Source organism: Actinomadura sp. J1-007 (genome assembly GCF_009793335.1).
GTDB classification, from domain to species: domain Bacteria; phylum Actinomycetota; class Actinomycetes; order Streptosporangiales; family Streptosporangiaceae; genus Spirillospora; species Spirillospora yumaensis.
This window is the reverse complement of record NZ_WING01000001.1, coordinates 899,447-924,336: the sequence shown is the minus strand read 5'-3', so window position 1 is coordinate 924,336 and position 24,890 is coordinate 899,447. Positions and strand designations below refer to the sequence as shown.

Genomic DNA, 24,890 nt, shown 5'->3' with positions numbered 1-24,890 from the left:
GCTCCTTCACAGCAGTGTCCTCGGGCGGACGGCGTTGGCCGAGTCGATGAGCACCCGCCGTTCCTCGCGATCGTGGGTGTGGTGGGCGAGCGCCCGGTACGTCTCCTCCAGGCGGCGGCGCAGCGGGGCCTCCGCGAGCGGCGCGCCCAGCACCGACCCGCCCTGCGCGCCCGGCGGCAGCCCCGGTCCGGACCCGCCCGAGCCGAGCAGCACCCAGTCGAGCGCGGCCTCCAGGACCTCGGCGGCGAGCGTGTCGTGGCGTTCGGCGTCCAGGTCCAGGGACTGGAGGCGGGCGCCCGCGCCGACCAGCTCCGCCGCGGTCAGCTCGTTCGGGGACCGCCCGCGCACCGCCGTCGCGACCGCCGCGATCTGCGCGGGCACGTACCGGATGGAGATCTTGGGCACCGAGTCCAGGACGGCCGACGCCGACGCCCGGTCGCCCGCCGCCAGGCGCACGCGCGCCAGGCCGAACGCGGCGTTGATGTAGTTCTGGTCGGTGCGCCAGACCGTCTCGTAGAGCCGCGCGGCGTCCTGCGGCGCGCGCTGCTCCCGGCAGTACGCGAGGGCGAGCTTCGGCGCGGCCTCGCCGGGCAGCAGGCCGTACAGCCGGTCGAACCTCGGTTCGGCCTCGGCGACCCGGCCCTCCGCGAGGAGCGCCAGCGCCCGGTACCACTCGACGCGCCAGTCGCCGTCCAGGTCGGCCTCAAGGCCGTCGAGCATCGACAGCGCCTCCCCGTACGCGCCGAGCTCGATCTTCACCCGGGCGAGCGTCAGCCGCACCTCCGGCGTCTGCTGCGGCGCGCCCGCGACCGCCCGCGCGAGCTGGTCGGGTTCGAGCGCGGTGAGGCCCGCGAGGAACCCGGCGGACGGGTCGCCGCCGTCCACCAGCGGCACCGGCAGCGCGGCGGCGGCCGACGCGGGCGGGACGGGCGGCAGCGCGGACCCGGGGGCGTCCTGCTCCGGCCGGCCCGCGACGAACCGTTCCGGCCCGAACTGCCCGGACGGCGCGGGCCTCGGCTGCCCGTCCTCGGCGGCGAGCACCTCCCGCAGCACGCCGGTGAGCTGCTCGGCCATCTCCGCCGCGTCCTGGAACCGCTGCGCCGGGTCCTTGTGCGTGGCGCGCCGCAGCAGCCGGTCGAACGACTCGAACCGCTGGAGCAGCGGCACCTCGGCCCGCGCCGGGAGGGCGTCGGCGTACGTGCTCGTGTAGCCCTTGAACGGGAAGCTCAGCACCGCGAGCGCGCGCCCGACCGTGTAGAGGTCGGAGCTGACCGACGGCCCGTGGTCGGCGATCTCGGGCGCCTGGTACCCGACCGTCCCGTAGATCGCGCCGTCCGGGTCGTCGAGCCGGCGCACGCCGCCGAGGTCGATCAGCTTGAGCTGCTCCTCGGTCTGGATGATGTTGTCGGGCTTGAAGTCGCAGTAGACGAGGTTGCGCGCGTGCAGGTAGCCGAACGCGCGCAGCACCTCCAGCGCGTACGCGATGGCCTGGCCGACCGGCAGCGCCTCCTCGCCGAGCTCGCGGCGGCGGTGCAGCAGGATCTCCTTGAGCGACTGCCCGCCGACGTACTCCATGACGATGTAGCCGTCGCCCGCGTGCTGGACGAAGTTGTAGATCTTGACGATGTTGGGGTGCTCGACCTCCGCGAGGAACGCGCGCTCGGCCGCCGCGGCCGCCATCGCGTCCGCGTCGCCGGTGTCGAGCAGGCCCTTCAGCACCACCCAGCGGTCGTGCACGTTGCGGTCCTTGGCGAGGTAGATCCAGCCGAGGCCGCCGTGCGCGATGCAGCCGAGCACCTCGTACTGCCCGCCGACCAGCTCGCCGGCGGAGAGCTTCGGCGTGTAGGAGAAGGCCGTGCCGCACTTGGCGCAGTACCCTTCGGCACGGCCGGGGCGGTCGCCGCGGCTGCGGCCGACGGGCTCCCCGCAGTTGCTGCAGAACCGCCGGTTCTCGGCGACCTGCGGGTCCCGCATGATCGCGGCGGAGGGGTCGCGGTACGGGACGCGCGGCACCTCGACCAGCCCGAGGCCGAGCATCCCGCGCTGGCCCGACGAGCGGGACGAGCCCGTCCGGCCGCTGCGCGAGCGGACGCCGCCCGTCCCGAGGCTCCCGCTGCCGAAGCCGCCGGTCGGCCCGCTCGCGTACGACGGGGACGACGGCCCGCTCCCCGCGGCGCCCGCCGGGACCGCGGCGGGGCGGGGGCGGCCGGGGCGGCGGCCGAGCCGCACACCTCGCAGTAGCCGTCCTGGATCGTGCCGCCGCAGCCCGGCTGCGCGCAGGCGCCCGGAGCCGCCTGCGCCGCCGGTTGCGCGGCCGGTTGCGCGGACGCCGCCGCCGGAGGCGGGCTCGGGGCCGCGGCCTCGCCGCACAGAACGCAGTAGCCGTCCTCGACGGTTCCGGTGCAGCCCGGCGCGGTGCATCGAGTCATCATCCCGCTCCATTCGCCGATGAGTTGATGGCCTGCTGATAGCCGGACAGCGTCACGGTCGCCTTCCGCAGGTCGCAGGGTGAGGTCCAGAGCAGGGTCCGGGCGTGCTCGTACAGCCGCGTCAGCTCGGCGTCCTCGGCGAGGCCGAGCCTGGCGGCCTTCACCCGGTACGCGTCCAGCCGCCCGCGCAGCTCGTCGCGCCGGTCGAGCAGGCCGCGGATCACGCCCTCGTCCGCCCGCGCGCGCTCCAGCGCCGCGCCGGCCGCGCGTTCGAGGTCGTCGAGGCGGGCGGCGAGCCCGCTCCAGGCGGCCGGGTCGCCGCGCGGCGCCGCCAGCGCGTCCAGCCGGTCCGCCAGCGCCGGCGACGCGTCCGCGAGGTCCGGCAGGACGGGTGAGGCGATCTTGGCCAGCACCTCGTCGCGGGCGGCGCGCGCGCCGGCCTCCGCCTCGCGCAGCCGCTGCACCGTGTCGCGGACGGCGCGGATCCGCGCGGCGAAGCCCTCGCGCAGCCGTACGGCCTCGTCCAGCGTGCGGGTCAGCGCGGCCAGCGCCGAGGCCGCCGCGTCCAGCCGGGAGGTGTCGGCGGCGCCCTCGCGCGCGAACGCGAGGGGGTCGGCGCGGACGGTGGTCGCGATCGCGTCGACCTCCAGCCGCAGCCGCTCGTACTCGGGATCGGCGCCGCCGAGCGCGGCGAGCAGCGTCGCCGCGTGCCGCCGCGCCTCGTCGAGCTCCGACAGCCTGGACAGCAGGACGCTCCACACCGCGTCGACGGCCGCGACCTCGCGGGCGACCTCCTCGAACAGCGGGTTCATCCGCTCCACCGCCGCGCGCAGCGTGAGCCGCTCGGGGCCGGGCGCCGCCAGCAGCGTGCGGCGTTCGAGCGGCACCTCCTCGGCGGGCAGCTCCACCGACTCGCCGACGAGCAGCCGCGTCAGCTCGGCGAGCTGCGCCTGGCCCGGCCGGCCGTGCCGGGCGCGCAGGTCCTCGGCCGCGCCGAGCACGCCGCCGTACAGGTGGAACAGCGCCCACAGCGAGGCCATCCGGCCCCGCACCGCCTCGCGGACCCGCAGCGTGCCGCCGCTCAGCGCGGCGCCCTCCAGCAGGCGGTAGCCCTGGTGGTCCTCCAGTTCGAGCAGGGCCGAGCCGATCCGCTCCTTCTCGTCGCGCAGGGTCGCGAGGGCGCGGTCCACCTCGTCCCGGGACATGGGAGGACGGAACGCCGCGCCGTCACTCAACGCCGATCCACGGTTGGCCCATGTTCGCCCCTGATTCCCCCAGATGAAGCCCGTTTGGGGGAACAGTGTTCCGCATCGGCGGGTTCGGGCTCAAGCGAACGGCCGCCGGACGATCAAGATGCGCCGCGGGACGCAGGTCCGGTGCCTCCACAATGTCAGTGTTCGAACGTATGATCGAACCATGGCGAACATCGCGACGCACCGTACCGGCGAGGCCGCCCGCGCCGGCGACCACGCACAGCTCACCGCCGCCGAGATCGCCGCGCTGGCGCTCTCGCTGGCCCACCTCGGCGCCGGGCCCCAGGCCGCCACCGCGCGGCGCGCCCTGCGCTCGCTGCTCGACGCCGAACCGCACGGCGACACCGTCACCGCGACCCTGGCGACGCTCACCGAACCCCTCGACGCCTCCACCGCCGACCGCGCCCGCGTCGTGGCCGCCGCGATCACCGAGCACCGCGTCGTGCGGCTCTGCTACGGCGACGCCGGCGCCAACGTCACGATCCGCGAGGTCGAGCCCGTCACCTGCCTCGTCCACCGCGACCACTGGTACCTCGTCGGCTGGTGCCGGATGCGGCGCGGCGTCCGCGCGTTCCGCTTCGACCGCATCCTCGCCGTCGAGTCGACCGGCCTGCCCGCGCGCCCCCGCCGGGCCGACCGCTACCTGCCGTTCCAGCGCCGCACGCCCGCCGCCGCCTGACGCCGCCCGCCGCCTGACGCCGCCTGACGCCTGACCGGGCTCCGCGCCGCACCCCGTTCCGGCGGGGTGCGGCTCAGCGGCTGATGACGCCGGGCACCACGCGCGGCAAGACGCGCGCGCCCCTCGCCAGCCCGCGCCCGAGGCGGCCGAGCGGCGTGCGGCCCGGGTCGGACGACTGCTCGGCGCGCAGCTCGGCGATGATGTCCTCCACCGCCTTGCGGGCCAGGTCGCGCACCTCGGCGGCGGCCGCGTCGTCGTCCTGCCGGCCCGCCCACGGCGTGGTGTCGATCGGCTCGCCGAAGCCGTAGTAGAGGCGTTCGGGACGGGGCACGGGCGTGAGGCCGATGCCGCGCGACAGCGGCGGGACGACGTCGTCGCGCCGGCCGCGCTCACCGAGCACGCCGCGGCCGATCGCCCGCACGGGCGCGAGCAGGCGGCTGCCGGGGTCGACCAGCGTCGTGAACATCTCCTCCACCCCGACCGTCCCGAACGGGACGATCGGGCACCCGGCCTCGATCGCGAGCCTGGCGAACCCGAGCCGCCCGCCCCACTGGAGGCGGTACGAGTCGTTCCTGCCGCGGGTCGCCTCGCGCGCCCCGCCGGGGAACACCACGACCATCTGCCCGTCGCGCAGCAGCGCGCGGCAGTTGTCGCGGGTGCCGTCCACCGACCCGCCGAGGTCCATGACCGTCCGCCAGACCGGGACCTGCCAGTGCACGTGGTCGGCCAGCGAGCGGACCCAGATCCCGCGCCTGCGGTGGATCTCGAAGAAGATCAGCGGCGCGTCCACCACGCCGTAGACGGTGTGGTTGCCGACCAGCAGGGCCGGGCCGCGCTCGGGCAGCCCGTCCAGCCCGTGGAAGACGGGCGAGGTCCACGCGCGCCAGGGCCGCAGCGCCGCCTCGGCGGCGCGGATCAGGTGCGGGGACGGCGGGGTCCAGTCGGCAGGGGAGGCCATGGCGCGCAATCGTAAGTCAATCCGACCGGGCGCCTGACACGGCGGTTGTCACCCGGCTGACAACCGCGCGCCCGCGACCGCTCACAGCGGCGTGGACGCTCGCGGCGGCGTGGACGCTCACAGCAGCGCCGCGTACTCGCCGCCGTCCACCGGGATCGCGCTGCCGGTCACGTAGCGGGCGTGCACCGAGCAGAGGAACGCCACGAACGCGCCGAAGTCGGCAGGGTCGCCGACCTCGCCCGCGGGGACGCCCGCCGCGACGCGGTCGAGGTCGCCGTCGTTCAGCTCCCTCAGCCGGTCGGTGGCGTGCGAGCCGGGCAGCAGCGAGTTGACCGTCACCCCGTCGCCCGCGACCTCCCGCGCGAGCGTCTTCAGGAACCCGGTCGCCCCCGCCCGCGCGGTGTTGGACAGGATCAGGTTCCCGATCGGCTGGCGCACCGACAGCGACGTGATCGCGACCACGCGCCCCCACCGGCGCTCCCGCATCGCCGGGACGGCGGCCTTGCACATCGCCACGACCGAGATCAGGTTGAGGTCGAGCGCCGCGCCGTACGCGTCGACCGGCGTGGACGCGAAGCCGCCGGGCGGCGGGCCGCCCGCGTTGGTGACCAGGATGTCCACGCCGCCGAGCGCGTCCTGCGCCTCGCGGACGAACGCGGTCGCGCCCTCCGGCGAGCCGACGTCCGCGAGGATCGGGTGCGCGCCGCCGCCGACCGCCTCCGCGGCGGACGCGAGCCGTTCGCGGTCGCGCCCGCAGATCGCCACCCGCGCGCCCTCCGCGGCGAGCGCGCGCGCCGCCGCGAGCCCGAGGCCGCTGCTCGCCGCCGCCACCGCCGCGCGGCGGCCCTCCAGTCCGAGATGCACCCTCCGAACGCTATCGCGGCAGGCCACGAAGGTCCGGAGGCGGGTCCGGGCGGCCGTCACGGGGCGTGGCCGGGCGCGGGCCGGGTGTCCGCATCCGGCCATCGTGCGCGGGGCGGCTGACCGGCGGCGGTTTATGCCGTCAGGCACGCCGCAAACGCGTTAGCGTGCTCCATTCGGAACCCTGACTTCGCCGGAGGTGAGCCGCGGTGTACGAACCTTTTCACGAAGGCGCCAATGTCCCACTTCTCGACGGTGATCCCGTCCGCAGCGGGAATGGATCTCCGTTGCGCCCGCCGCGCTCCGGCCCTGCTCCCCCTGCGGACCACGCGCGCCCCAGAGGTTTGAGAATCTCAATACCGATGGGCATTCGGGCCGTTCCCGCAGTTCAGCTCCGTACCGGTGAATCGGGGGCGCGGAATGGCTTGACGGCGGCCGGTGAGGCGTGAATGACTGACGTTCGCAGCGGAGGGGCCCTGTCGAGAAAAGGCAGTGACTTGACGCCATCGCGCCGCCGGGCCGCCGGATCCGGGTGGCCACCATGAGCGACCGCGACCCGGGCCGGACGCGCGGCGCCCTCGACCTCGACGTGCCCAACGTCGCCCGCATGTACGACTGCTTCCTCGGCGGCAAGGACAACTACGAGGCCGACCGCGCCGCCGCCGACGACGTCCTGCGGTGGCTGCCGCAGGGACCGCTGCTCGCCAGGGCCAACCGGTGGATGGTGGCGCGCGCCGTCCGCCACGCGGTCGAGTCCGCCGGAGTGCGGCAGGTCGTCGACCTCGGCGGCGGGCTGCCGACGTTCCCGAGCGCGCTCGACGCCGCCCGCGAGGCGGCGCGCGGCGTGCGCGCCGTCGTGGCCGACAACGACCCGGTCGTGGTGTCGCACTACCGGGCGTTCGCGTCGGGCGACGACGTGCACGTGCTGGAGGCCGACCTGCGCGACCCCGGCCCCCTCCTCGACCGGCTCGACGGGATCATCGAGCTCGGCCGCCCCGTCGTGTTCGTCCTCGGCTCGGTCCTGCACCACCTGCCCGGCCCGGCCGCCGCCCGGGCCGCCGCGCTCGTCCGCGAGCGCATGGCGCCCGGCGCGCACCTGCTGGTCACGCACGCCACCGCCGACCGCGCCGACCCCCGCACGGCGCGCGGCGTCGAGGACGTCTACCGGCGCGCCTCCGCGCCCCTCGCCTGCCGTTCCGAGGACGAGATCCGCGCGCTGTTCGGCGACCTCGACCTCGTCGAGCCCGGCCTGGTCGACGTGCACCTGTGGCGCGCCGAGTCCGGGCCCGGCGCGCTCCGCGCCCCCGGCCTGCGCGTCGTCGGCGCCCTCGGCGTTCGGGGAGGCCCCCGCCCCGCCCGGTAGCGCGCCTCCGGCGGGGTTCCGAGCGCGGGGCCCCGGCGCGGGGCGGCGCGTAGCATGTCGGCGGTGAGCATGCGGGACGTCCTCGACCACCTCCAACGGCTCGGCATGTCCGGCTACGAGGCCAAGGCGTACGTCGCGCTCGTCGCGGCGGGCGGGCCGGTCAACGGCTACGAGGTCGCGAAGCGCTCGGGGGTGCCGCGCAGCACGGTGTACGAGACGCTCGGCAAGCTGGTCGCGCGCGGCGCGGCGTACGAGCAGCGCGGGCCGGCCGGCGCGACCGGCTACCTGCCGCTCCCGCCCGAGGCGCTGCTCGACCGGATGCGGCGCGAGTTCGACGGGTCGGCCGAGGCGCTGCGCACGGCGCTGCCCGCCGTGGTCGCGCAGCCGGAGGGCCACCCGATCCACGACCTGAAGGACGGCGAGGCGATGCTCGCCCGCGCCGAGGACGTCGTCGCGGGCGCCCGGCGCGACCTGTTCCTGTCGGTCTGGCCGGAGGAGCTGCGCCGCCTCGGCCCGCACGTCCGCGCCGCGGCCGAACGGGACGTGGAGGTGTCGGTCGTGTCGTTCGGCGACCCGGGGGAGGACGGCGCGGGCCGCGTCCACCGGCACCGCTACTCGGCGCCCGAGGCCGTCCTGGACGAGCTCGGCTACCGGCTGATCGTCGTGGTGGCCGACCGGCGGGAGGCCGTGGTCGGCGGGTTCGGCGACGGCACGGCGTGGGGATCTACACCGCCGATCCGGCCGTCGCGCTCATGGCCGCCGAGTACGTCCGCCAGGACATCGCCCTCCAGGTCCTCGCCGAGGCGGTCGGGGCCGAGGAGATCGACCGGCTGTTCGCCGCCGACCCCGGCCTGCTGCGGATACTCGGCCGCGCCTGACCCCCGCCGCGTCCCCGGCGGCCGGCTCGCGTCAGGCCGCGCGCGTGCGGGCGACGGCGTCGGAGACGACGGCGGTCACGTCGCGGGTGCGGGAGTAGACCGCGCGCTGCACCTGCGCGCCGTTGCCGCGCTCGAACACCGCGTCGAGCAGGGCGGACGCGGCGGACAGGTCGCCGGCGCGGTCGAGCGCGGGCGCCACGTGGTCGAGCAGCGCGCCGACGACGGCGCGGGCCGGGGCGGCGCGGCGCGACACCGGGTGCACCAGGTCGCCGCGCAGGCCCGAGCGGCTGGCCCGCCACATCGCGAGCCGCAGCAGGTCGGTGCGGACGGGCGCGGGCGGCTCGCCCGCGCGCCACGCGCGCGCGGCGGTCTCGACGAGCGCGCGGATCAGCGCGGCCAGCAGCACCGTATCGCCGGCGTGCAGGCACACGTCGGCGACGCGGATCTCCACGGTGGGGTAGTGCCGCGACAGCCGCGCGTCGAAGTAGACCATCCCCTCGTCGATCAGCGCGCCGGTCTCCAGCAGCGCGTCCACGGTCGCGCGGTAGGTCTCGGCCGACCCGAACAGCTCGGTCGGGCCGGTGGACGGCCAGCGCCCCCACACCTGCTGCCGCCACGAGTCGTACCCGCTGTCGGCGCCCTGCCAGAACGGGGAGTTGGCGCTGAGCGCGAGCAGCGGCGGCAGCCACGGGCGGATCCGGTCGAGCACGGCCGCGCCCTCGTCCGGCGAGCCGACGTTGACGTGCACGTGGCAGCCGCAGGTGAGCTGCTCGTCGGCGGTCAGCGCGTAGGCGTCCGACATCCGCCGGTAGCGGCGGGTCGGGGTCAGCGACGACCGCACCGCCACCGGGGACGTCGCCAGCGCCGCGATCGCCGCGCCCGCCTCGCCCGCCGCGCGCGCCGCCGCGTCCCGTCCCCGCCGCACCTCGTCCGCGAGCCGGGACAGCGACCGGCAGACGCCGGTCCCGGTCTCCAGCTGCTCGCGCTTCAGCTCCGTCTCGATCGGCCGGCGGTCCTCCGCGAACCGCGCGGCGCCGTCGCCGTGCCGCTCGCGCGCGTACCGGACCGTCTCGCCCGAGAGCGCCCGGGGACGCCGCTGAGGGATCGACGAGGAGCAGCTCCTCCTCCACGCCGAACGTCCGGCTCTCCTCCGGCTCGTGAAGTGCCACGCAGGGGTTGTGCCCTCCCGTCCCGGTTGTACGTCCGGTCGGGGGCTCGTGCGGCGCGGGGCGGCGTGCCTACAATGCGGCGACTTGAACGAGCGCTTGGTCACGTACGCGGCCCCGGCCCGCGGGTGCGGGCCGGGGGAGGACGGTGGCATGTCGTACCGCGTCGGGCAGTGGGCCACGGGGAACGTCGGGAGGGGGTCGCTCCGCGCGATCATCGAGCACCCCGACCTGGAGCTGGCCGGCGTCGTCGTCAGCGACCCCGCCAAGGTCGGCCTGGACGCCGCCGAACTGGCCGGGACCGGCCGCCGCACCGGCGTGCTCGCCACCGCCGACCCGGCCGAGCTGATCGCCGCCCGGCCCGACGCGATCAGCTACACCGCCGTCGGCACCGCCGGCCGCCGCGAGGTCGCGACCGGCCGGCGGCCGTCCGGCGCGGTCGACGACCTGTGCCGCGTCCTGGAGAACGGCATCGACGTCGTGTCCAGCGCGCTGATCCCGATGGTGCACCCGCCGTCGGCCGACCCCGCCGACGTCCGCCGCCTGCGCGCCGCCTGCGCCACCGGCGAGGCCGCCTGCCTGACCACCGGCCTCGACCCGGGCCTGATGAACGACGTGCTCCCGCTCCTGCTCAGCGGCGTCTGCCTGCGCATCGACTCGATCAGGGTCAGCGAGGTCATGTGCTACGGCCGGTGGGACAAGCCCGAGGCGATCGTCGGCAAGTTCGGCTTCGGCCGCCCGCTCGGCCACGTGCCGCCGATCCTGCGGCCGGGCGTGCTCGCCCTCATGTGGGGGCCGGTCGTCCACCTGCTCGCCGAGCACCTCGACGTCCCGCTCGACGAGGTGGCCGAGTCGTACGAGCTGTGCCCCGCGCCCGAGCCGTTCGACATCCCGGCGGGGCACATCGCCAAGGGCACGTCGGCGGGCGTGCGGTTCCAGGTCAGCGGGCTGCTGCGGGGCCGTCCGGCCATCACCGTCGAGCACGTCACGCGGCTGCGCGAGGACCTCGCGCCGGACTGGCCCGCGCCGCCGTTCGGCGAGGCGGGCGGCTACCGCGTCGAGATCGACGGCGAGCCGCCGTGGCGGATGGACGTCGCCAACCCCGGCGCCGCCGACCCGACCGTCCCCGGCACGCTCGCGACCGCGCTGCGCCTCGTCAACGCGATCCCGGCGGTCGTGCAGGCCCCGCCGGGCCTGCACACGCCGCTGTCGCTGCCCCTGTTCACCGGCAGGCACCTGCTCCGCTGAGGTCAGGGCGCGCCGTTCGCGGCGACCACGATGACGAACGACGCGGTCGCAATGAACGTCCCCGTGCCCTCCAGGTGGGCCAGCCAGCGCTCCGCCGCGTCTTGGTCCAGGTAGCCGGCGGTGACGGCGCGGGCGGTGTTGCGCCGCAGATGGAGGACGCGTTCGGCGGTCGCGGCGTCGCGGAAGACCGGCGCCGCGTTCACGACCGAACGGACCTCGAAGCCCGCGTCCGCCACCAGCCTCGGCACCTGGCGCCCCATCGCGCGGTTGCGGTTGGCGCTCTCGGCGACGAAGCGGGTGAACGCGAGGCTCGACTCGACCTCGGGGTGGTCGATGGCGAGGGTGTCCCAGTCGGGCTCGGCGAACGCGGCGAGGCCGCCGGGCCGCAGCACCCCGCGCAGCGCCCCGAGCGCCCGCGCCGGGTCGTCCAGGTGCATCATGACGCGGTCCATGCGCGCCCGGTCCACGCTGCCCGCGCCGAGCGGCAGGGCGTGCGCGTCGCCCGGCAGCACCCGCACGCCCGGCAGCCCGGCCGTGCGCCGCCGCGCCTCGTCCACCATCGCGGGCTCGCGGTCGACGCCGGTCACCTCGCCGGACGGCCCGGCGGCCTCGGCGAGGGCGGGCAGGTCCGTGCCGGGCCCGCAGCCGACGTCGAGCACGGCGTGGCCGGGCCGGATCTCCAGCGAGTCCAGCATGTACCGCTTGTAGCCCGCGCCGGCGCGGGTCGCGGCGACGTCGTCGAGATAGCCGATCGGGTCCGGCCGCGCTGTTTCCGCCATGGCCCGACCGAACCAGACGGATATGGAGATCGTGTGCGGGCCCCGGGGAGGTTCAGGGAATGATCGCGTACTCGGTGAACGTCCCGCACGGCCGGAAGCCGAGCCGCCGGTAGACCGGCTCGCCCTCCGCCGACGCCTGGAGCACCGCGACCGCCCCGAGCTCGCGCGCCGCGCGGAGCGTCGCCAGCGTCATCGCGCCGCCGAGCCCGCGCCGCCGGTACGCCCTCAGCGTGCTGATGTTGTAGATGCCCGCGACCCCGGCGTGGTGGAACACCTCCGCCGAGCACACCGCCACGCCGTCGAGGTAGCCGACCAGGTACCGCGCGGGCGAGCCGTCCGCCAGCGCGTACGGCTCGGTCACCTCGTGGAAGCGGCGCACGGTCGCGGCGGGCGGGTCCCAGAGGGCGGCGAGGACCGCCGCGTAGTCGGCGAGCGAGGCCGCGCCGTCCACCGTGCGGATCTCCAGCTCCCCGGTGTGCGCCGGAACGTCGCCCGGCTCCGCCCACATCGCCGTCTCCCGCTCCGACGGCGCAAGGCCCGCCTCCTCCAGCCGTTCGGGCAGGTCGGCGGGCCGCGAGGCCGGCCCGGTCCACCACGAGAAGGGCCGCCCCGTCGCCTTCAACGCCCGCACGGTCTCCGCGATACGGGCACGCTCGCTCCCCGGCGCGAAGCGCGCGGCGGCGACGATGTTGAACGTGTCGTCGTCCAACCCGCTGTCGGCGACGAGCAGATCGGCGCTCTCCGCCACCGTCATCCCGGGCGCCCGCCGGTGCAGATGGCAGGCATGCTCCGCGAGATTGCGCTCCATAGCGTCCCGAACGTCCACCCCTCACCCCTCCAGCCAGGCGGCGTGCAACTTCATGGTCGGATCCTTGGGAGGAGGGCCTCGCCGATGGTGAGCTGGACGTCGCTCATGCGGTCCTCGCCGTCCTCGATGTCCCACAGGGTGTTCTGGAGGACGCGGCCGAGGGTCCAGCCTGCCGCGCGGGCGCGGTCGAGGCCGAGCCGCTCGGTCATCAGGTCGAACCGGCGGCGGACGGCGCGGGCCGCGTCGCCGCTCGCGACGATCTCCTCCCACCGGTTGTGGAGGGCGGGCATCAGGTCGAAGCCCGGGTCGCCCGCCAGCGGTTTCGGGTCGATCGCCAGCCACGGCTCGCGGGTCCCGGCGAGGACGTTCTCGTAGTGCAGGTCCCAGTGCAGGAGGCGGTCGCCGGGCTCGTCCAGCAGGTCCCGGACGACGTCCGCCGCCGTGGCCAGCATGGCGCGCTCGCGGTCGCGGCCCAGTTCCTCCGCGGCGGCCGGAGCCTCGGCGACCATGTCGCGCGCGATGTCGGCGAGGCGCCGGAGGCCCGGGGGCGCGGGCAGCGCCACGAGCCGGGCGAGCAGATCGCTGAGGACGCCCAGCGCCTCGTCCGGGTCGGGGACCGACAGCAGTGACCTGGTGCCGAGCCGTTCCATCAGGATGGCGCCGGTGGCGGGGTCCTCGTCCAGGAGCAGGACGGCCCCGCGGCCGCCCCACGCGCGCAGGGCGAGCGGCTCGCCCTCGGTCTCCTCGTCGACGAGCCGCAGCTTGACGATCGCCGGGGTCCCGTCCGCCCGGCGCACCGGGACGACGAGCCCGGCCCAGCCGTGCATGAGCCCGCCGTCGGGGCGCAGGTCCCACCGCTCCAGCGCGGTCCGCGCCAGCCGGGGCAGCGCCTCGACCCATGCTCTGCCCGCCTCGCCGTTGCACTTGGCCTGGATCTCGGCGAGGAGGGCGGGCACCTCGATGCGGTAGGCGTTCGGCAGCGTCACGGTCCGATCATCGCGGAACCGGCCGCGTGTCCCCTACTCCTTTTTCGCGCCGCCAGGTGAGGGCCGCGAGCGGAGCATGCCCCGGAATTGCGGGAAATCGGGCCTTTGGTGCGGTGCTTGTTTTCGTTCGTCCGCACCGTGGAAGATCTCTCCAGGGGGCGGTGATCGGGGGATCATGTCGGAGAATCATTCGTACGAGCCCGTCCATTCCGACCGGGAACTCGGAATGGACCGGAAGATCAGCCGTCGGGACTTCCTCGACGGAATGGCCGTCGCCGCCGGGGCGGCGGTCGCGGGCGGGGCGCTGTCCGGATGCGCGGCGGGCTCGTGGGGCGGCCTGCACAGCACGGTCACCTCCCCGCCGGACGGCTGGCGCTACTCGGGCCAGGGCGACCCGGCGTACCCGCCCGCCATGACGGGCCTGCGGGGCAGCGCCAACCCCGCGATGAAGATCCCGCACCAGCTCCGGGACGGCATCTTCTGGGAGGGCGACCAGGGCAGCCGCAGCGTCCACAAGACGGGCGAGCACTACGACCTGGTCGTGGTCGGCGCCGGGATCAGCGGGCTCAGCGCCGCGTACTTCTACCGCCGCGAGCACCCGGGCGCCAAGGTGCTGATCCTCGACAACCACGACGACTTCGGCGGGCACGCGCGGCGCAACGAGTTCCGTCCGAACGGCGAGCTGCTCATCGGCTACGGCGGCTCGCAGTCGATCGAGGGGCCGTCGGTGTGGAGCCCGGTCGCCAAGGGGCTGCTGGCCGAACTCGGCGTCGAGGTCCGCAAGTTCGAGAAGTACTACGACCAGAAGTTCAACGACCGCTGGAAGCTCAACGATTCCGAGTTCTTCACCCGCGACCTTTTCGCCGGCGATTACCTCGCGGTGATGGACGGCGACCGCCAGACCGCCGAGACGTTCAGGGACGCGCCGATGTCGGAGGCGGCGAAGGCGGCGTTCCTCACGCTCCAGGACAAGCCGGGCGACTACCTGCCGGGGCTCACCGACGAGCAGAAGAAGCTGCGGCTCGTCGGCCTGTCCTACAAGGAGTACCTGCGCGACTACGCGCGCATGCCCGACGAGGTCCTCAACTACCTCCAGACCTACACCAGCGACGAGTGGGGCTTCGGCATCGACGCGTTCGGCGCCATCGACTCGTGGGCCTCCGACTACCCCGGCTTCTCCGGCCTGAAGCTCAAGCGCACCGAGGAGCCGTACCCCTACTGCGGGCCCACGGTGCGGCTCCAGTGGAACGAGGACGAGCCGTACATCTACCACTTCCCCGACGGCAACAACGGCATCTGCAAGCTGCTGATCGGACGGCTGATCCCCGGCACCGGCGCGCCCGCGACCATGGAGCAGGAGCCGCTCGCCCGCCTCGACTACTCCAAGCTCGACGTCCAGGGCAACGAGGTGCGGCTGCGCCTCAACGCGCCGTGCGTCCGCGTGCAGCACGAAGGCGGCGACGTCTCCGCGCCCACGGTGAACGTCGACTTCTACCGCGACGGCAGGGTCTACGGCTGCACCGCGAACGGCGTGGTGATGGCCTGCTACAACACCATGGTCCCGTACCTGATGCAGGACCTGCCGTCCGAGCAGAAGCAGGCGCTGTTCTACGGGACGAAGCTGCCGGTCATCTACGCGATGGTGCAGCTGCGCGACTGGCGCGCCTGGGAGCGGCTGAAGATCTACCACACCCGCTTCACCAGCGGCGACTGGTGCGTGGCGGAGCTGGACTACCCCGTCAGCATGGGCGGCTACCGGTTCTCCAGGGACCCCGGGCAGCCGGTCCTCGTGCACATGATCCGGATGGCGACCTCGCCCGGCTACCGCGACCCGCGCGGCGGGATCGGGCCGGGCCGCCGCGAGCTGTTCGGCAGCCCGTTCTCCCGCTACGAGCGGTCCATCCGCGACCAGCTCACCCGGCTGCTGGCCCCGGGCGGCTTCGACCCGGCCAGGGACATCCAGGCGATCACCGTGAACCGCTGGGGGCACGGCTACGCCCTGGAGTACGGCCGCCCGTGGGCCTGGTTCTGGCCCCAGGGCCCGCTCCCGTCCGTCGCGGGCCGCCGCCCGTACGGGCGCGTCACCATCGCCAACTCCGACTCGGAGAACCGCGCGTACGCCGACGCCGCGATCGACGCCGCCTGGCGCGCCGTCCGCGAGCTGCCCTGACCGCGCGCCCGCCGGGGCGGCGCGGTCAGGAACGTTCCCAGCGGACGGAGCTGAGGGCCAGCAGCGCCACGTGCAGGGAGGCGCACGACTCCACGTCGTCCAGGTCGGCGTCGAGGACCCGCTCGATGCGGTGCAGGCGCTCGTAGAAGGCGGGGCGGGACAGGTGGGCGAGCTGCGCCGCGACCGCCTTGTTGCGGCCCGCCTCCAGGTAGAGCTCCAGGATGCGGGTGAGGTCGCTGCCGCGCTGCGCGTCGTACTCCAGCAGCGGGCCGAGCTCGCGCTCGACGAACGTCTGGACGCGCGCGTCGTCGCGCAGCAGGTGCAGCAGGCCGCGCAGGCGCAGGTCGGGCAGGCGGTAGAACAGCCGGCCGCCCGAGCCGCGGCAGGCGACGTCGGCGACCTGCTCGGCCTCCTGGAACGAGCGCCGGACGTCGCGGATCGAGTCGACCACCGACCCGGCGGCCATGACGCAGTCGCCGCCCGACTGCTTGCGGACGCGGGCCGCGACCTCGCTCAGCGCGGTCTCGACGTCGGTGCGGGCGGGCAGCGAGGCGAGGACGCCGACGCGGGCCTGGGCGCCGCCCTCGCCGAGGACGCCGACCAGGGCGGCGAGGCGGGCGTCCTTGCACGCGGCGGCGGCGACCTCGGCGAGCTCGGGCAGCTCGGTCGGCAGCGACTCGGTGCGGGGGCGCAGCACGACGCCGAGCAGGCGGCGGCCCGACAGGGGGACGCCGAGCGCCCGCGCGCGGGCGGCGGCCTCCTGCGGGTCGGAGTAGCTGTGCGCGAGGATGCGGGCGATGATCGTTCCGTGCGCCTGCCGCTCGACGCTCTCGGCGTGCCGGTCGAGCAGGCGGCCGAGCGCGAGGGTGGTCGCGGCGCGCTCGATGAGGACGGTCTCGCGCGGCGTCGGCGGCGACCCGAGGGTGATGATCAGGCGGCCCCAGTCCTCCCCGCGCGCGCCGACCGTCGTGACGAGCCAGCCGGACGAGGCGTCGTAGCCGGTGCGCTGCTCGGGCCGCACGGCGCGCGAGCGGGTCTCCCACGCCGACAGCAGCTCGGCGGGGTCGCCGCCGTCGGCGTCGGCGGCGAGGACCTGGTGGGCGAGGTTCTCCAGGACGACCGGATGGCCGCCGAGCGCCGCGACCTGGCGGACGACCTCGTCGGTGGAGGCGCCCTCGACGGAGAGCTGCGTGAAGATCTCGTGGAGCTGCTCGGAGGCGCGCAGCTCGGCGAACTGGTCCTGGACGATGCGCGCGTGGACCGACTCGGTGATGTCGACGAACGCGGGCTCGTGCGCGAGGACGACGACCGGGAGGCCGTGGTCCTCGGCGGCGGAGACGAGGGCGGGCGGCGGGGACGAGGCGTAGCGGCGGCCGAGCTCGATCATCAGGCCGCTGACGCCCACCTCGGACAGCTCGGCGATGTAGGCGCGCAGCCGTTCGGGCTCGTCGGGGAGCGCGATGCCGGTGGTGAGGACGAGCTCGCCGCCGTGCAGCAGGTGCGCGATGTCGGCGACCTCGGCGACGTGCACCCAGCGGACCCGGTTGCCGGTGCGGTCGGCGCCCGCGACGACGCGCGGCTGCCCCCGGCGCACCGCGTCGAGGTGGAGGACGTCGTCGAGGGTGGGAAGCATCGTTCCGGATCATAATCCTACAGGGTGTTAATTTCCAAGACGATTGTGTTACATGATGTAGGTGAGGGACGGAGGCTGGCACACCGTCAACCGGCGGGCCCGTGTGTTGACACTCTGCGGGTAGCCGGACGCGGACGCGCGAACGAGACTTGGGCCATGTCGGAACACGCGAACCTGCTCAAGCGCCACCGTGCCGTCATGCCCGGCTGGATGGCGCTCAACTACGAGGCACCGATCGAGATCGCCGGCGGCAAGGGCAACCGCGTGACCGACGCGGAGGGCAACGGCTACCTCGACTTCTTCACCGGCATCCTCACCAACATGATCGGGTACGACGTGCCCGAGGTGCGCGAGGCGGTGGAGCGGCAGCTCGCCACCGGCGTCGTGCACACCTCCACCGCCTACCTGCTGCGCGGCCAGGTCGAGCTGGCCGAGAAGATCGCCCGCCTGTCGGGCATCCCGGACGCCAAGGTCTTCTTCACCAACTCCGGCACCGAGGCCAACGAGACCGCGCTGCTGATCGCCGCGTACGCGCGCCGCACCGACGAGGTCCTCGCGATGCGCGGGTCGTACCACGGGCGGTCGTTCGGCGCGATCGGCGTCACCGGCAACCGCGCCTGGACGAACCTGTCCTACTCGCCGCTGCGCGTCCACTTCCTGCACGGCGCCGACCGGCACCTCCCGCAGTTCGCCGGGATGGACGACCGGGCGTACGCCGACGCGTGCGTGCACGACCTGCGGCACGTGCTCGCCGCCGCGGCCGGGCCCGACGTCGCCGCGCTGATCGCCGAGCCGATCCAGGGCGTCGGCGGGTTCACGATGGCGCCGGACGGCCTGTTCGCGGCGTACAAGGAGGTCCTGGACGAGCACGGCATCCTGTTCATCTCCGACGAGGTGCAGACCGGGTGGGGACGCACCGGGCAGGGCTTCTTCGGCATCGAGAACCACGGCGTCCGGCCCGACATGATGACGTTCGCCAAGGGGCTCGGGAACGGCTTCGCCGTCGGCGGCGTCGTCGCGCGCGGCGACCTGATGGACGGCCTGCACGCGCTCGGCCTGTCCACGTTCGGCGGCAACCCGGTCTCCATGGCCGCCGCGAACGCCACGCTCGACCTCGTCCTGGACCGCGGCCTCCAGGCCAACGCCGCCCGTCAGGGCGAGACGATCATCGGCGGCCTGCGCGCCGCGGCGGAACGGCTCGCGATCGCCGCCGACGTGCGCGGCAAGGGCCTGATGTTCGCCGTCGAGCTGGCCGACCCGGCGACGGGCGAGCCGAGCCCGCGGCTCGCCGCCGCGGTGATGGAGGCGACCCGCGAGCGGGGCCTGCTGGTCGGCAAGGGCGGCCTGTACGGCAACGTGATACGGATGGCGCCGCCGCTGACCCTGACCGACGCCGAGGCCGCCGAGGGCCTCGGCATCCTGACCGACTCCCTGGACCACGTGAACGAGGCCGCCGCATCATGACCGACACCCCTGCCAAGCACGTCACCCACTGGATCGGCGGCAAGCCGTACGCCGGGACCGCCGACCGGCGGGGCGACCTCTACGAGCCGTCCACGGGACGGGTCTCCGGCGCGGTCGACTTCGCCGCCCCCGCCGACGTGGACGCCGCCGTGGCCGCCGCGAGGGCCGCGTTCCCCGGCTGGCGCGACACCTCGCTGTCGCAGCGCGGCAAGGTGCTGTTCCGCTTCCGCGAGCTGGTCCACGAGCACCGCGACGAGCTGGCCCGGATCATCTCGTCCGAGCACGGCAAGGTCGTGTCGGACGCGGCGGGCGAGGTCGCGCGCGGCCTGGAGGTCGCCGAGTTCGCGTGCGGCATCCCGCACCTGCTGAAGGGCGGCTTCTCCGAGAACGTCTCCTCGAAGGTGGACGCGTACTCGATCCTCCAGCCCGTCGGCGTCTGCGCCGGGATCACGCCGTTCAACTTCCCGGCGATGGTGCCGATGTGGATGTTCCCGGTGGCGATCGCGTGCGGCAACACGTTCGTGCTGAAGCCGTCGGAGAAGGACCCGTCCGCGTCGGTGCGGCTCGCGGAGCTGTGGGCCGAGGCGGGCCTGCCCGACGGCGTGTTCAACGTCCTGCACGGCGACAAGGCCGCGGTGGACGGGCTGCTGCGCCACCCCGACGTCCGCGCGGTCAGCTTCGTCGGCTCCACCCCGATCGCCCGGCACGTCTACGAGACCGCCGCGCGCGAGGGCAAGCGCGTGCAGGCGCTCGGCGGCGCGAAGAACCACATGGTCGTCCTGCCGGACGCCGACCTCGACCTCGCCGCCGACGCCGCCGTGTCGGCGGGGTTCGGCTCGGCGGGGGAGCGCTGCATGGCGATCTCCGTCGTCGTCGCGGTCGACCCGGTCGGCGACGAGCTGATCGCCAAGATCCGCGAACGCGTCGCGAAGCTGACCGTCGGCCCCGGCGACGACCCCGCGTCCGACATGGGCCCGCTCGTCACCCGCGAGCACCGCGACCGCGTCGCCTCCTACCTCGACGGCGGCGCCGCGCAGGGCGCCGTCCTCGCCGTGGACGGGCGCGACGCGCCGGTGCGCGGCGGCGGGGGCGACGGCTTCTGGCTCGGCCCGAGCGTCCTGGACCGCGTCACCCCCGAGATGGACGCCTACAAGGACGAGATCTTCGGCCCGGTGCTGTCGATCGTCCGGGCCGGGTCGTACGAGGCGGCCATGGAGCTGCTGAACGCCAACCCGTACGGCAACGGCACCGCGATCTTCACCAACGACGGCGGGGCCGCGCGCCGCTTCCAGAACGAGGTGGAGGTCGGCATGGTCGGCATCAACGTGCCGATCCCCGTGCCGATGGCGTACTACTCGTTCGGCGGATGGAAGGCGTCGCTGTTCGGCGACAGCCACGCGCACGGCATGGAGGGCGTCCACTTCTACACGCGCACGAAGGCCGTCACGGCGCGGTGGCTCGATCCGTCCCACGGGGGAGTGAACCTGGGCTTCCCGACGAACGGCTGACCCGCCGCCCCTCCCGCCGCCGCTCCCACGCCGCCCACCCGGAGGACAGGGCGAGGCCGAACGCCAGGCAGGCGAACGGCGCCGACGGGACCACGTACCGGTAGTCGAAGTCGGCGGAGGCGATCGGGAAGACCAGCAGCGTCGCCGCCGAGCCCCACGCCATCAGCACCGCCCGGCGCCGCCGGACCGCGACCGCGATCCCGGCGGCGCCGAGCGCGAACAGCGCGCCGAGCGCCGGGCCCGGCAGGTACGCGTGCCGCTGGTAGTCGATCATCCGGTCCGCGTGCGGGCGGACGACCTCGCTCGGGGTGTCCGTCCGGCCGTAGCGCATCGCGTCCGAAAGCGCCGTGCCGTGCCCGCCACCCCAGCTCCGTCCGCCGGGGAAGAACTGCGGCGAGCGCGGGAAGTGGTAGAGCGCCTCGGTGTTCTCCGTCGGGTGCGGCTCGCGGTGCGTCCCGAACGCCATGCCCAGCCCGTCCCCGACCGCGCGCAGGTAGTCGCCGGGCTGGGCGAGGATCGCGCGGACCGCGAAGTCGCGGAGCGCCGTGTTGGCCTCGGGGTCCACGACGCTCGCGTACAGCACGTGCGGCGGGATCTCCGAACGCCAGATGAGATGGCCCGGCGCGTCCCGTTCGGCCTTGAGCGCGGGCGGCAGGCACAGCGCCTCCTCGTGCGAGGGCGGGCGGATCCGCGCGCAGTCGGCGAAGCCGGCCGTACGGCCCCACAGGTAGATGCCGTCGCTGGTCGTCAGCGCGTACGTGCCGCGCTCGGAGTGGAACCACATCGCGTACGCGACGAGCGGCACGGCCGCGGCGGCCCCGAACGCCAGCGCCGGCCGCCACCCCCGGCGGCGGACCAGCAGGCACAGCAGCAGCACCGGGATCAGCGGCGCGCCGGCCGACCGCACCAGCACCGCGTAGCCGAGGACGAGCCCGGCGGCGAGCGCCGCCCACCAGGGCGGCCCGGCGCGCGGGTCGCGCACCCGCCACAGCAGCAGCGTCAGCGCCGCCGCGACGAGGAAGGTGAACAGCGCCTCCGACATCAGGAGGTGTTCGAGCTCGATCTGGTACGCGTCGTACAGCACGGGCACGTTCACCGCGGCCGCCGCCCAGGCGGGCAGCCCCGCGCGGCACAGCACCGCGTAGAACATCACCGCCACGCCGAGGCCCATCAGGTGCTGGAGGGCCGTGACCGAGCCCAGGCTGTGCAGCGGCTCCATCAGCCGCAGCAGGAACGGGTAGCCCAGCGTCTTGCTGGGCGAGGGGTAGGGCGACAGGGCGTAGCCGATGTAGAAGTACGAGTCGCCGGTGAACCACAGCCCCTTCGGGTAGCCGCGCTGTGCCGTCCACCGCAGCCAGGCGCCGCCGAGCACCGCCACCGCGAACGGCGCGTGCCGCGCCACTGCCACCGCCACCGGCCGCGCCCGGCCTGACGTGCGCGGATGAAACGCCCACGGTGTCTTAAAGGCTACGAATATCCGGCGGGGGAGGTGTGTCCCGTTCGTCCTGTCCTCGGTCACAAGGTCCGCCACGCTAGGGGCCGGCGGTGACACCGGGGTGAACGCCGGATGGCGGGCGGTGAGAACGGGCAGGTCCGGCCGGTGGGGACTTTCTGTCCGCCGTGGCTTTTCGTCGTCAATTTTCGTCTCCAACGGCTGGATAAATAATAGCTACAAGTGTTGACTGGCTCTGTGCCCGGCGACACAATCTGACTGTCTCAATTAATTGGGATGGAATTATAAAAGGTCAGGATCCGGAGTCAGAACCGGAGACACGGGGCCCGGCGCAGGGAGCCGCGCTATGACTGCTGACGGCCACGCCGCCGAGGTGGAAGCCCTCGGCAGGCGCTACCCCGGCTGGACCGTCTGGTTCGGCCTGTGCACCGGTCACTGGTGGGCGCTGCCCCCGCGCGACCGCGACACCGGGGACTTCGTCGAGGCCGAGACCCCGCAGAGGCTCATCGCGCTGATCGAGGTGATCCAGCACACCGCACCACTCGTCCGCAACTCCGTCACCGACGGCCTCAGGCCGTCCCGAGAGCCCCGGCAGGACGTGCGCCGACCCTCGAATCTCCTCCGTCTCGAGGGCGTCACACCGTCGCCGTTCCGCCGGGTACCGGTGATCGCGTGGCCAGGCAGCACTGCAAGGTGATCCGCTGTTCCCCAACCTCGCCACGTCCGCCGGTGCCGCCGCGGCTCCGGGTAGGGCAGTAGCCCGCGCCACATCCCTCTCCAGCAACCTCCGTGTGTGGCGCGGACGCCAGCACCCGCTGCCCCCCGGGTCGCGGCGGTTTCACGTCCGCCTTAGATTCCCGTCCGAAATCCCCGCTACGAATGGCTCCAAAAAACCATTGACCGTGTTTGCGGACTGTCGTGATCGTCGGTAATCATCCGTCCGGCGGCGCCGTCCGGACGAAAAAGCGCCGAATGGCAGGCGATTGATTCGCCGGCCGCCCCGGCCGCCCCCGGAATGGCGGAACGGCCCCGTCCGGGCGAACGCGGCGCGGCGGGCGGGCGCGGCCCCGCGATGCGGGAGGCGCTACGCTGCGCCGACGGGCCGTTCCGGACGGAGCGGGCCCGGCGCGGACGGAGCCGGCGCGGACGGATCGGGAGCGACATGCGGCTGACAGCCAAGGTGACGGCCTTGGCGGCGACTACGGTGATCGTCGCGGGGGCCCTCTCCGCGTGCAGCGGCGGCGGCGGCGAGCAGGCCGGGACGGTCAAGGTGGCGAGCACCCTCGGCCCCGGCGAGGGCAGCCTCAACCTGGTGTCGCTGTCCGGCTTCGTGGAGAACGGCGGCAACGACCCCCGGGTCGACTGGGTCACCCCGTTCGAGAAGCGCACCGGCTGCAAGGTCTCCTGGAAGCTCGCCCGCGACCCCCGCGAGATGGCCGACCTGATGCACGACAGGGGCCGGCGCTACGACGGCGTCTCCGCCCCGCCCGAGGTGGCGGGCCAGCTCGTCGCCGACAAGCAGGTCGTCGCGGTCAACCCCGACCTGGTGGACGGGTTCAAGAAGATCGAGCCGCGCCTGCGCGCCCTGCTCAGGAAGGACGGCGAGTACTACGGCGTCCCGTACGTCTGGGGCTCCAACCTGCTCATGTACGACACGCGCGCCGTGCAGCCCGCGCCGGCGAGCTGGGCCGCGCTGTTCGACCCCGGCCAGGCCCGCCGCTACTCCGGCCGGCTGGTCATGCGCGACAGCCCGCTCGCCATCGCCGAGGCCGCCCTCTACCTCAAGGGCGCCGAGCGCAAGCTCAAGATCAGCGACCCGTACTCGCTGACGCCGAAGCAGCTCGACGCCGCCGTCCGCGTGCTGGCCCGGCAGCGCCCGCACGTCAAGCACTACTGGTCCGCGCCGGCCGACGCGGTCAGCGCGTTCGCCGACGGAGGCACCGGCCACGGCGGCACCGTCGCCCCGTCCCCGTCCGGCGCGCCCGGCTCCGCCGCCCCCGGCTCCGCCGCGCCCGCGTCCACGCCGCCGCCCTCCGGCACGTCCGCGCCCGTCTCCGGCACGCCCGCGCCCGGCGTGACGACGCCTAGCCCCTCCGCCTCGTCCTCGCCCTCCGCCTCGCCGGGCGCCTCGGCGTCGCAGGGCGTTCCGGTCGTGCGCGACCGCGGGGAGCCGCCGGCCGTGCTCGGCGAGGCGTGGCCGTACCAGGTGGACGTGCTCGGACGGTCGGGCAAGCCGGTGCGGGGCGTCGTCCCGTCCGAGGGCGTGACCGGCTGGATGGACGCCTGGATGATCGGCGCCCGCGTCCAGCACCCGAGCTGCATGTACCAGTGGCTCCAGTGGACCGCGTCCCCGGACGTGCAGCAGCAGGTGGCCGAGTGGGCGGGCGTCGCCCCGGCCAACCCGCAGGCGTGCGCGGGCGACCGGCTGAAGCCGGGGTTCTGCGACGCGTACCGGGTCGGCGACCGCGGCTACCTCGACGAGGTGGTCTTCGCGCACACCCCGTCGAAGACCTGCGCGGGCAAGCGCGGCAAGGACGGCGGCGGCAAGCGCGGCTGCACCGACTACGCCGAGTGGACGCGCAAGTGGATCGAGGCCACCAAGCTCTGAGGGGGCGGTCTCGCGGGCGAGCGCTCCGGGCCGCCCGGCGGGCGGGGACGGTCTCTCCGGCGCGCCCGGCCGCCCCCAGCCGGGCGCGCCTGTGGGGTGGTCCCGGGCTTCCCCCCGAATGCCCGGGTCACCCTCCTCCTGGAGAGACCTCCGAGGCGGCGGTCCTATCCGGAGACCGTCGCCCCCGCCGGGACCGGCCTCGCGGCCGGCGCTCCGGCGTTCGTGGCCGTCTCCCGGGGCGCCCGCTTCGCGCGGGGTGCCGGCAGGGCGGGTGCGCAGTCGTCGCACGCGAACACCCCTGATGAATCCGGCAGGCGGCCGACGCGGTGGCGCGGCCTGGGCCACTTCTTGCGGCAGACGGCGCACGCCTCCCCGTCACGCTGAGCGGTGGTCAGCGTGGTCGGATCGAACGTCGGCTCGTCTGCCCGGCCCATGCCCATCCCCCTCGCGGGAGTCGACTTCACGTGATTCCTTTATAGGCTGCGAAGTGTGTTCTGCCCGTTACGGCAGGTGAAAGTGGCGGCAAAGGCTGCCGTGTCGGCGCGCAGGCAAGATCATCGAGGGTTACGCGCGGGCGCGCGAGCGCTGGCGCGGCGGGCCGAGGCGAGGCGGCGCGGGGGCCGTACAGGGACCGCGCGGGGGCCGC

At 74.6% G+C, this 24,890-nt stretch carries 19 protein-coding genes and 1 pseudogene; 10 read left to right on the top strand and 10 right to left on the bottom strand.

Going from position 1 to position 24,890, the window contains the following annotated elements:
- Positions 1-6 precede the first annotated feature (6 nt).
- Together GEV43_RS04150 and GEV43_RS04145 are read right to left on the bottom strand one after the other, a co-directional pair.
- Positions 7-2,229, bottom strand: coding sequence for a tetratricopeptide repeat protein (locus tag GEV43_RS04150; RefSeq protein WP_309239440.1), 2,223 nt, complete (start codon positions 2,227-2,229; stop codon positions 7-9).
- A gap of 199 nt (positions 2,230-2,428) precedes the next feature.
- On the bottom strand, positions 2,429-3,634 hold the full coding sequence (locus tag GEV43_RS04145; RefSeq protein ID WP_160819546.1) for a hypothetical protein: 1,206 nt from the start codon (positions 3,632-3,634) through the stop codon (positions 2,429-2,431).
- A 211-nt stretch (positions 3,635-3,845) separates the two neighbouring features.
- Here GEV43_RS04145 and GEV43_RS04140 point away from each other — a divergent pair, with 211 nt between their 5' ends.
- Positions 3,846-4,361, top strand: coding sequence for a YafY family protein (locus tag GEV43_RS04140; RefSeq protein WP_160819545.1), 516 nt, complete (start codon positions 3,846-3,848; stop codon positions 4,359-4,361).
- A gap of 73 nt (positions 4,362-4,434) precedes the next feature.
- Here the strand turns inward: GEV43_RS04140 and GEV43_RS04135 are convergent, their stop codons facing one another.
- Both GEV43_RS04135 and GEV43_RS04130 read right to left on the bottom strand, forming a co-directional pair.
- On the bottom strand, positions 4,435-5,319 hold the full coding sequence (locus tag GEV43_RS04135) for a lysophospholipid acyltransferase family protein (RefSeq protein ID WP_160819544.1): 885 nt from the start codon (positions 5,317-5,319) through the stop codon (positions 4,435-4,437).
- Positions 5,320-5,436: 117 nt separating this feature from the next.
- Positions 5,437-6,183, bottom strand: a complete 747-nt coding sequence (locus tag GEV43_RS04130) for an SDR family oxidoreductase (RefSeq protein WP_160819543.1) — start codon at positions 6,181-6,183, stop codon at positions 5,437-5,439.
- Between the two features lie 538 nt (positions 6,184-6,721).
- Between GEV43_RS04130 and GEV43_RS04125 the strand changes: the two genes are divergently transcribed.
- The 3 genes and pseudogenes from GEV43_RS04125 (at position 6,722) to GEV43_RS49385 (ending at position 8,421) form a co-directional block, all read left to right on the top strand.
- Entirely contained in the window at positions 6,722-7,543 is an 822-nt protein-coding gene (locus tag GEV43_RS04125) for an SAM-dependent methyltransferase (RefSeq protein ID WP_160819542.1), read from the top strand.
- Positions 7,544-7,597: 54 nt separating this feature from the next.
- Positions 7,598-8,176, top strand: a pseudogene (locus tag GEV43_RS49390) (TrmB family transcriptional regulator); the annotation flags it as partial.
- A gap of 83 nt (positions 8,177-8,259) precedes the next feature.
- A complete protein-coding gene (locus tag GEV43_RS49385) occupies positions 8,260-8,421 on the top strand; it encodes a hypothetical protein (RefSeq protein WP_241682777.1) in 162 nt (53 codons plus the stop codon).
- Positions 8,422-8,452: 31 nt separating this feature from the next.
- Here the strand turns inward: GEV43_RS49385 and GEV43_RS04115 are convergent, their stop codons facing one another.
- Positions 8,453-9,742 (bottom strand): glutamate--cysteine ligase, encoded by a 1,290-nt coding sequence (locus tag GEV43_RS04115; RefSeq protein WP_206681060.1) that lies wholly within the window; start codon positions 9,740-9,742, stop codon positions 8,453-8,455.
- Between GEV43_RS04115 and GEV43_RS04110 the strand changes: the two genes are divergently transcribed.
- Positions 9,741-10,835, top strand: a complete 1,095-nt coding sequence (locus GEV43_RS04110) for a dihydrodipicolinate reductase (RefSeq protein WP_160824292.1) — start codon at positions 9,741-9,743, stop codon at positions 10,833-10,835. The two genes, GEV43_RS04115 and GEV43_RS04110, sit on opposite strands and share 2 nt — an antisense overlap.
- A gap of 2 nt (positions 10,836-10,837) precedes the next feature.
- Here the strand turns inward: GEV43_RS04110 and GEV43_RS04105 are convergent, their stop codons facing one another.
- The 3 genes from GEV43_RS04105 to GEV43_RS04095 are packed head-to-tail and all read right to left on the bottom strand — an operon-like array spanning position 10,838 to position 13,402.
- Positions 10,838-11,614 (bottom strand): methyltransferase domain-containing protein, encoded by a 777-nt coding sequence (locus GEV43_RS04105; RefSeq protein ID WP_160819541.1) that lies wholly within the window; start codon positions 11,612-11,614, stop codon positions 10,838-10,840.
- 52 nt (positions 11,615-11,666) lie between these two features.
- Positions 11,667-12,422, bottom strand: a complete 756-nt coding sequence (locus GEV43_RS04100; RefSeq protein ID WP_160819540.1) for a GNAT family N-acetyltransferase — start codon at positions 12,420-12,422, stop codon at positions 11,667-11,669.
- Between the two features lie 50 nt (positions 12,423-12,472).
- A complete protein-coding gene (locus GEV43_RS04095) occupies positions 12,473-13,402 on the bottom strand; it encodes an aminoglycoside phosphotransferase family protein (protein WP_160824291.1) in 930 nt (309 codons plus the stop codon).
- 181 nt (positions 13,403-13,583) lie between these two features.
- On the opposite strand from GEV43_RS04095, the gene GEV43_RS04090 reads away from it, so the two are divergent.
- A complete protein-coding gene (locus GEV43_RS04090) occupies positions 13,584-15,578 on the top strand; it encodes an NAD(P)/FAD-dependent oxidoreductase (protein WP_241682776.1) in 1,995 nt (664 codons plus the stop codon).
- Between the two features lie 25 nt (positions 15,579-15,603).
- Here the strand turns inward: GEV43_RS04090 and GEV43_RS04085 are convergent, their stop codons facing one another.
- Positions 15,604-17,211, bottom strand: coding sequence for a PucR family transcriptional regulator ligand-binding domain-containing protein (locus GEV43_RS04085; RefSeq protein WP_160819539.1), 1,608 nt, complete (start codon positions 17,209-17,211; stop codon positions 15,604-15,606).
- 156 nt (positions 17,212-17,367) lie between these two features.
- Here GEV43_RS04085 and GEV43_RS04080 point away from each other — a divergent pair, with 156 nt between their 5' ends.
- Together GEV43_RS04080 and GEV43_RS04075 are read left to right on the top strand one after the other, a co-directional pair.
- The gene (locus GEV43_RS04080; RefSeq protein WP_160819538.1) at positions 17,368-18,675 is read left to right on the top strand and encodes an aspartate aminotransferase family protein; all 1,308 of its coding nucleotides are present in this window, start codon (positions 17,368-17,370) and stop codon (positions 18,673-18,675) included.
- Positions 18,672-20,183 (top strand): CoA-acylating methylmalonate-semialdehyde dehydrogenase, encoded by a 1,512-nt coding sequence (locus tag GEV43_RS04075; protein ID WP_160819537.1) that lies wholly within the window; start codon positions 18,672-18,674, stop codon positions 20,181-20,183. The genes GEV43_RS04080 and GEV43_RS04075 overlap by 4 nt, the downstream gene beginning before the upstream one ends.
- Here GEV43_RS04075 and GEV43_RS04070 read toward each other — a convergent pair.
- Positions 20,119-21,597, bottom strand: a complete 1,479-nt coding sequence (locus GEV43_RS04070; RefSeq protein WP_160819536.1) for a phospholipid carrier-dependent glycosyltransferase — start codon at positions 21,595-21,597, stop codon at positions 20,119-20,121. The two genes, GEV43_RS04075 and GEV43_RS04070, sit on opposite strands and share 65 nt — an antisense overlap.
- Positions 21,598-21,982: 385 nt before the next feature.
- On the opposite strand from GEV43_RS04070, the gene GEV43_RS04065 reads away from it, so the two are divergent.
- A complete protein-coding gene (locus GEV43_RS04065) occupies positions 21,983-22,333 on the top strand; it encodes a hypothetical protein (protein WP_160819535.1) in 351 nt (116 codons plus the stop codon).
- A 483-nt stretch (positions 22,334-22,816) separates the two neighbouring features.
- Positions 22,817-24,244 carry an extracellular solute-binding protein gene (locus GEV43_RS49380; protein WP_309239998.1) on the top strand — a complete coding sequence of 476 codons (1,428 nt, stop codon included), beginning with the start codon at positions 22,817-22,819 and terminating at the stop codon, positions 24,242-24,244.
- Positions 24,245-24,890 lie beyond the last annotated feature (646 nt).

Bases quoted from the DNA above. Each gene is read 5' to 3' on its own strand.
- GEV43_RS04145 (WP_160819546.1), bottom strand. From the start codon at position 3,634: ATGTCCCGGGACGAGGTGGACCGCGCCCTCGCGACCCTGCGCGACGAG.
- GEV43_RS04140 (WP_160819545.1), top strand. From the start codon at position 3,846: ATGGCGAACATCGCGACGCACCGTACCGGCGAGGCCGCCCGCGCCGGC.
- GEV43_RS04135 (WP_160819544.1), bottom strand. From the start codon at position 5,319: ATGGCCTCCCCTGCCGACTGGACCCCGCCGTCCCCGCACCTGATCCGC.
- GEV43_RS04125 (WP_160819542.1), top strand. From the start codon at position 6,722: ATGAGCGACCGCGACCCGGGCCGGACGCGCGGCGCCCTCGACCTCGAC.
- GEV43_RS04110 (WP_160824292.1), top strand. From the start codon at position 9,741: ATGTCGTACCGCGTCGGGCAGTGGGCCACGGGGAACGTCGGGAGGGGG.
- GEV43_RS04115 (WP_206681060.1), bottom strand. From the start codon at position 9,742: ATGCCACCGTCCTCCCCCGGCCCGCACCCGCGGGCCGGGGCCGCGTAC.
- GEV43_RS04105 (WP_160819541.1), bottom strand. From the start codon at position 11,614: ATGGCGGAAACAGCGCGGCCGGACCCGATCGGCTATCTCGACGACGTC.
- GEV43_RS04100 (WP_160819540.1), bottom strand. From the start codon at position 12,422: ATGGAGCGCAATCTCGCGGAGCATGCCTGCCATCTGCACCGGCGGGCG.
- GEV43_RS04090 (WP_241682776.1), top strand. From the start codon at position 13,584: ATGTCGGAGAATCATTCGTACGAGCCCGTCCATTCCGACCGGGAACTC.
- GEV43_RS04085 (WP_160819539.1), bottom strand. From the start codon at position 17,211: ATGCTTCCCACCCTCGACGACGTCCTCCACCTCGACGCGGTGCGCCGG.
- GEV43_RS04080 (WP_160819538.1), top strand. From the start codon at position 17,368: ATGTCGGAACACGCGAACCTGCTCAAGCGCCACCGTGCCGTCATGCCC.
- GEV43_RS04075 (WP_160819537.1), top strand. From the start codon at position 18,672: ATGACCGACACCCCTGCCAAGCACGTCACCCACTGGATCGGCGGCAAG.
- GEV43_RS04065 (WP_160819535.1), top strand. From the start codon at position 21,983: ATGACTGCTGACGGCCACGCCGCCGAGGTGGAAGCCCTCGGCAGGCGC.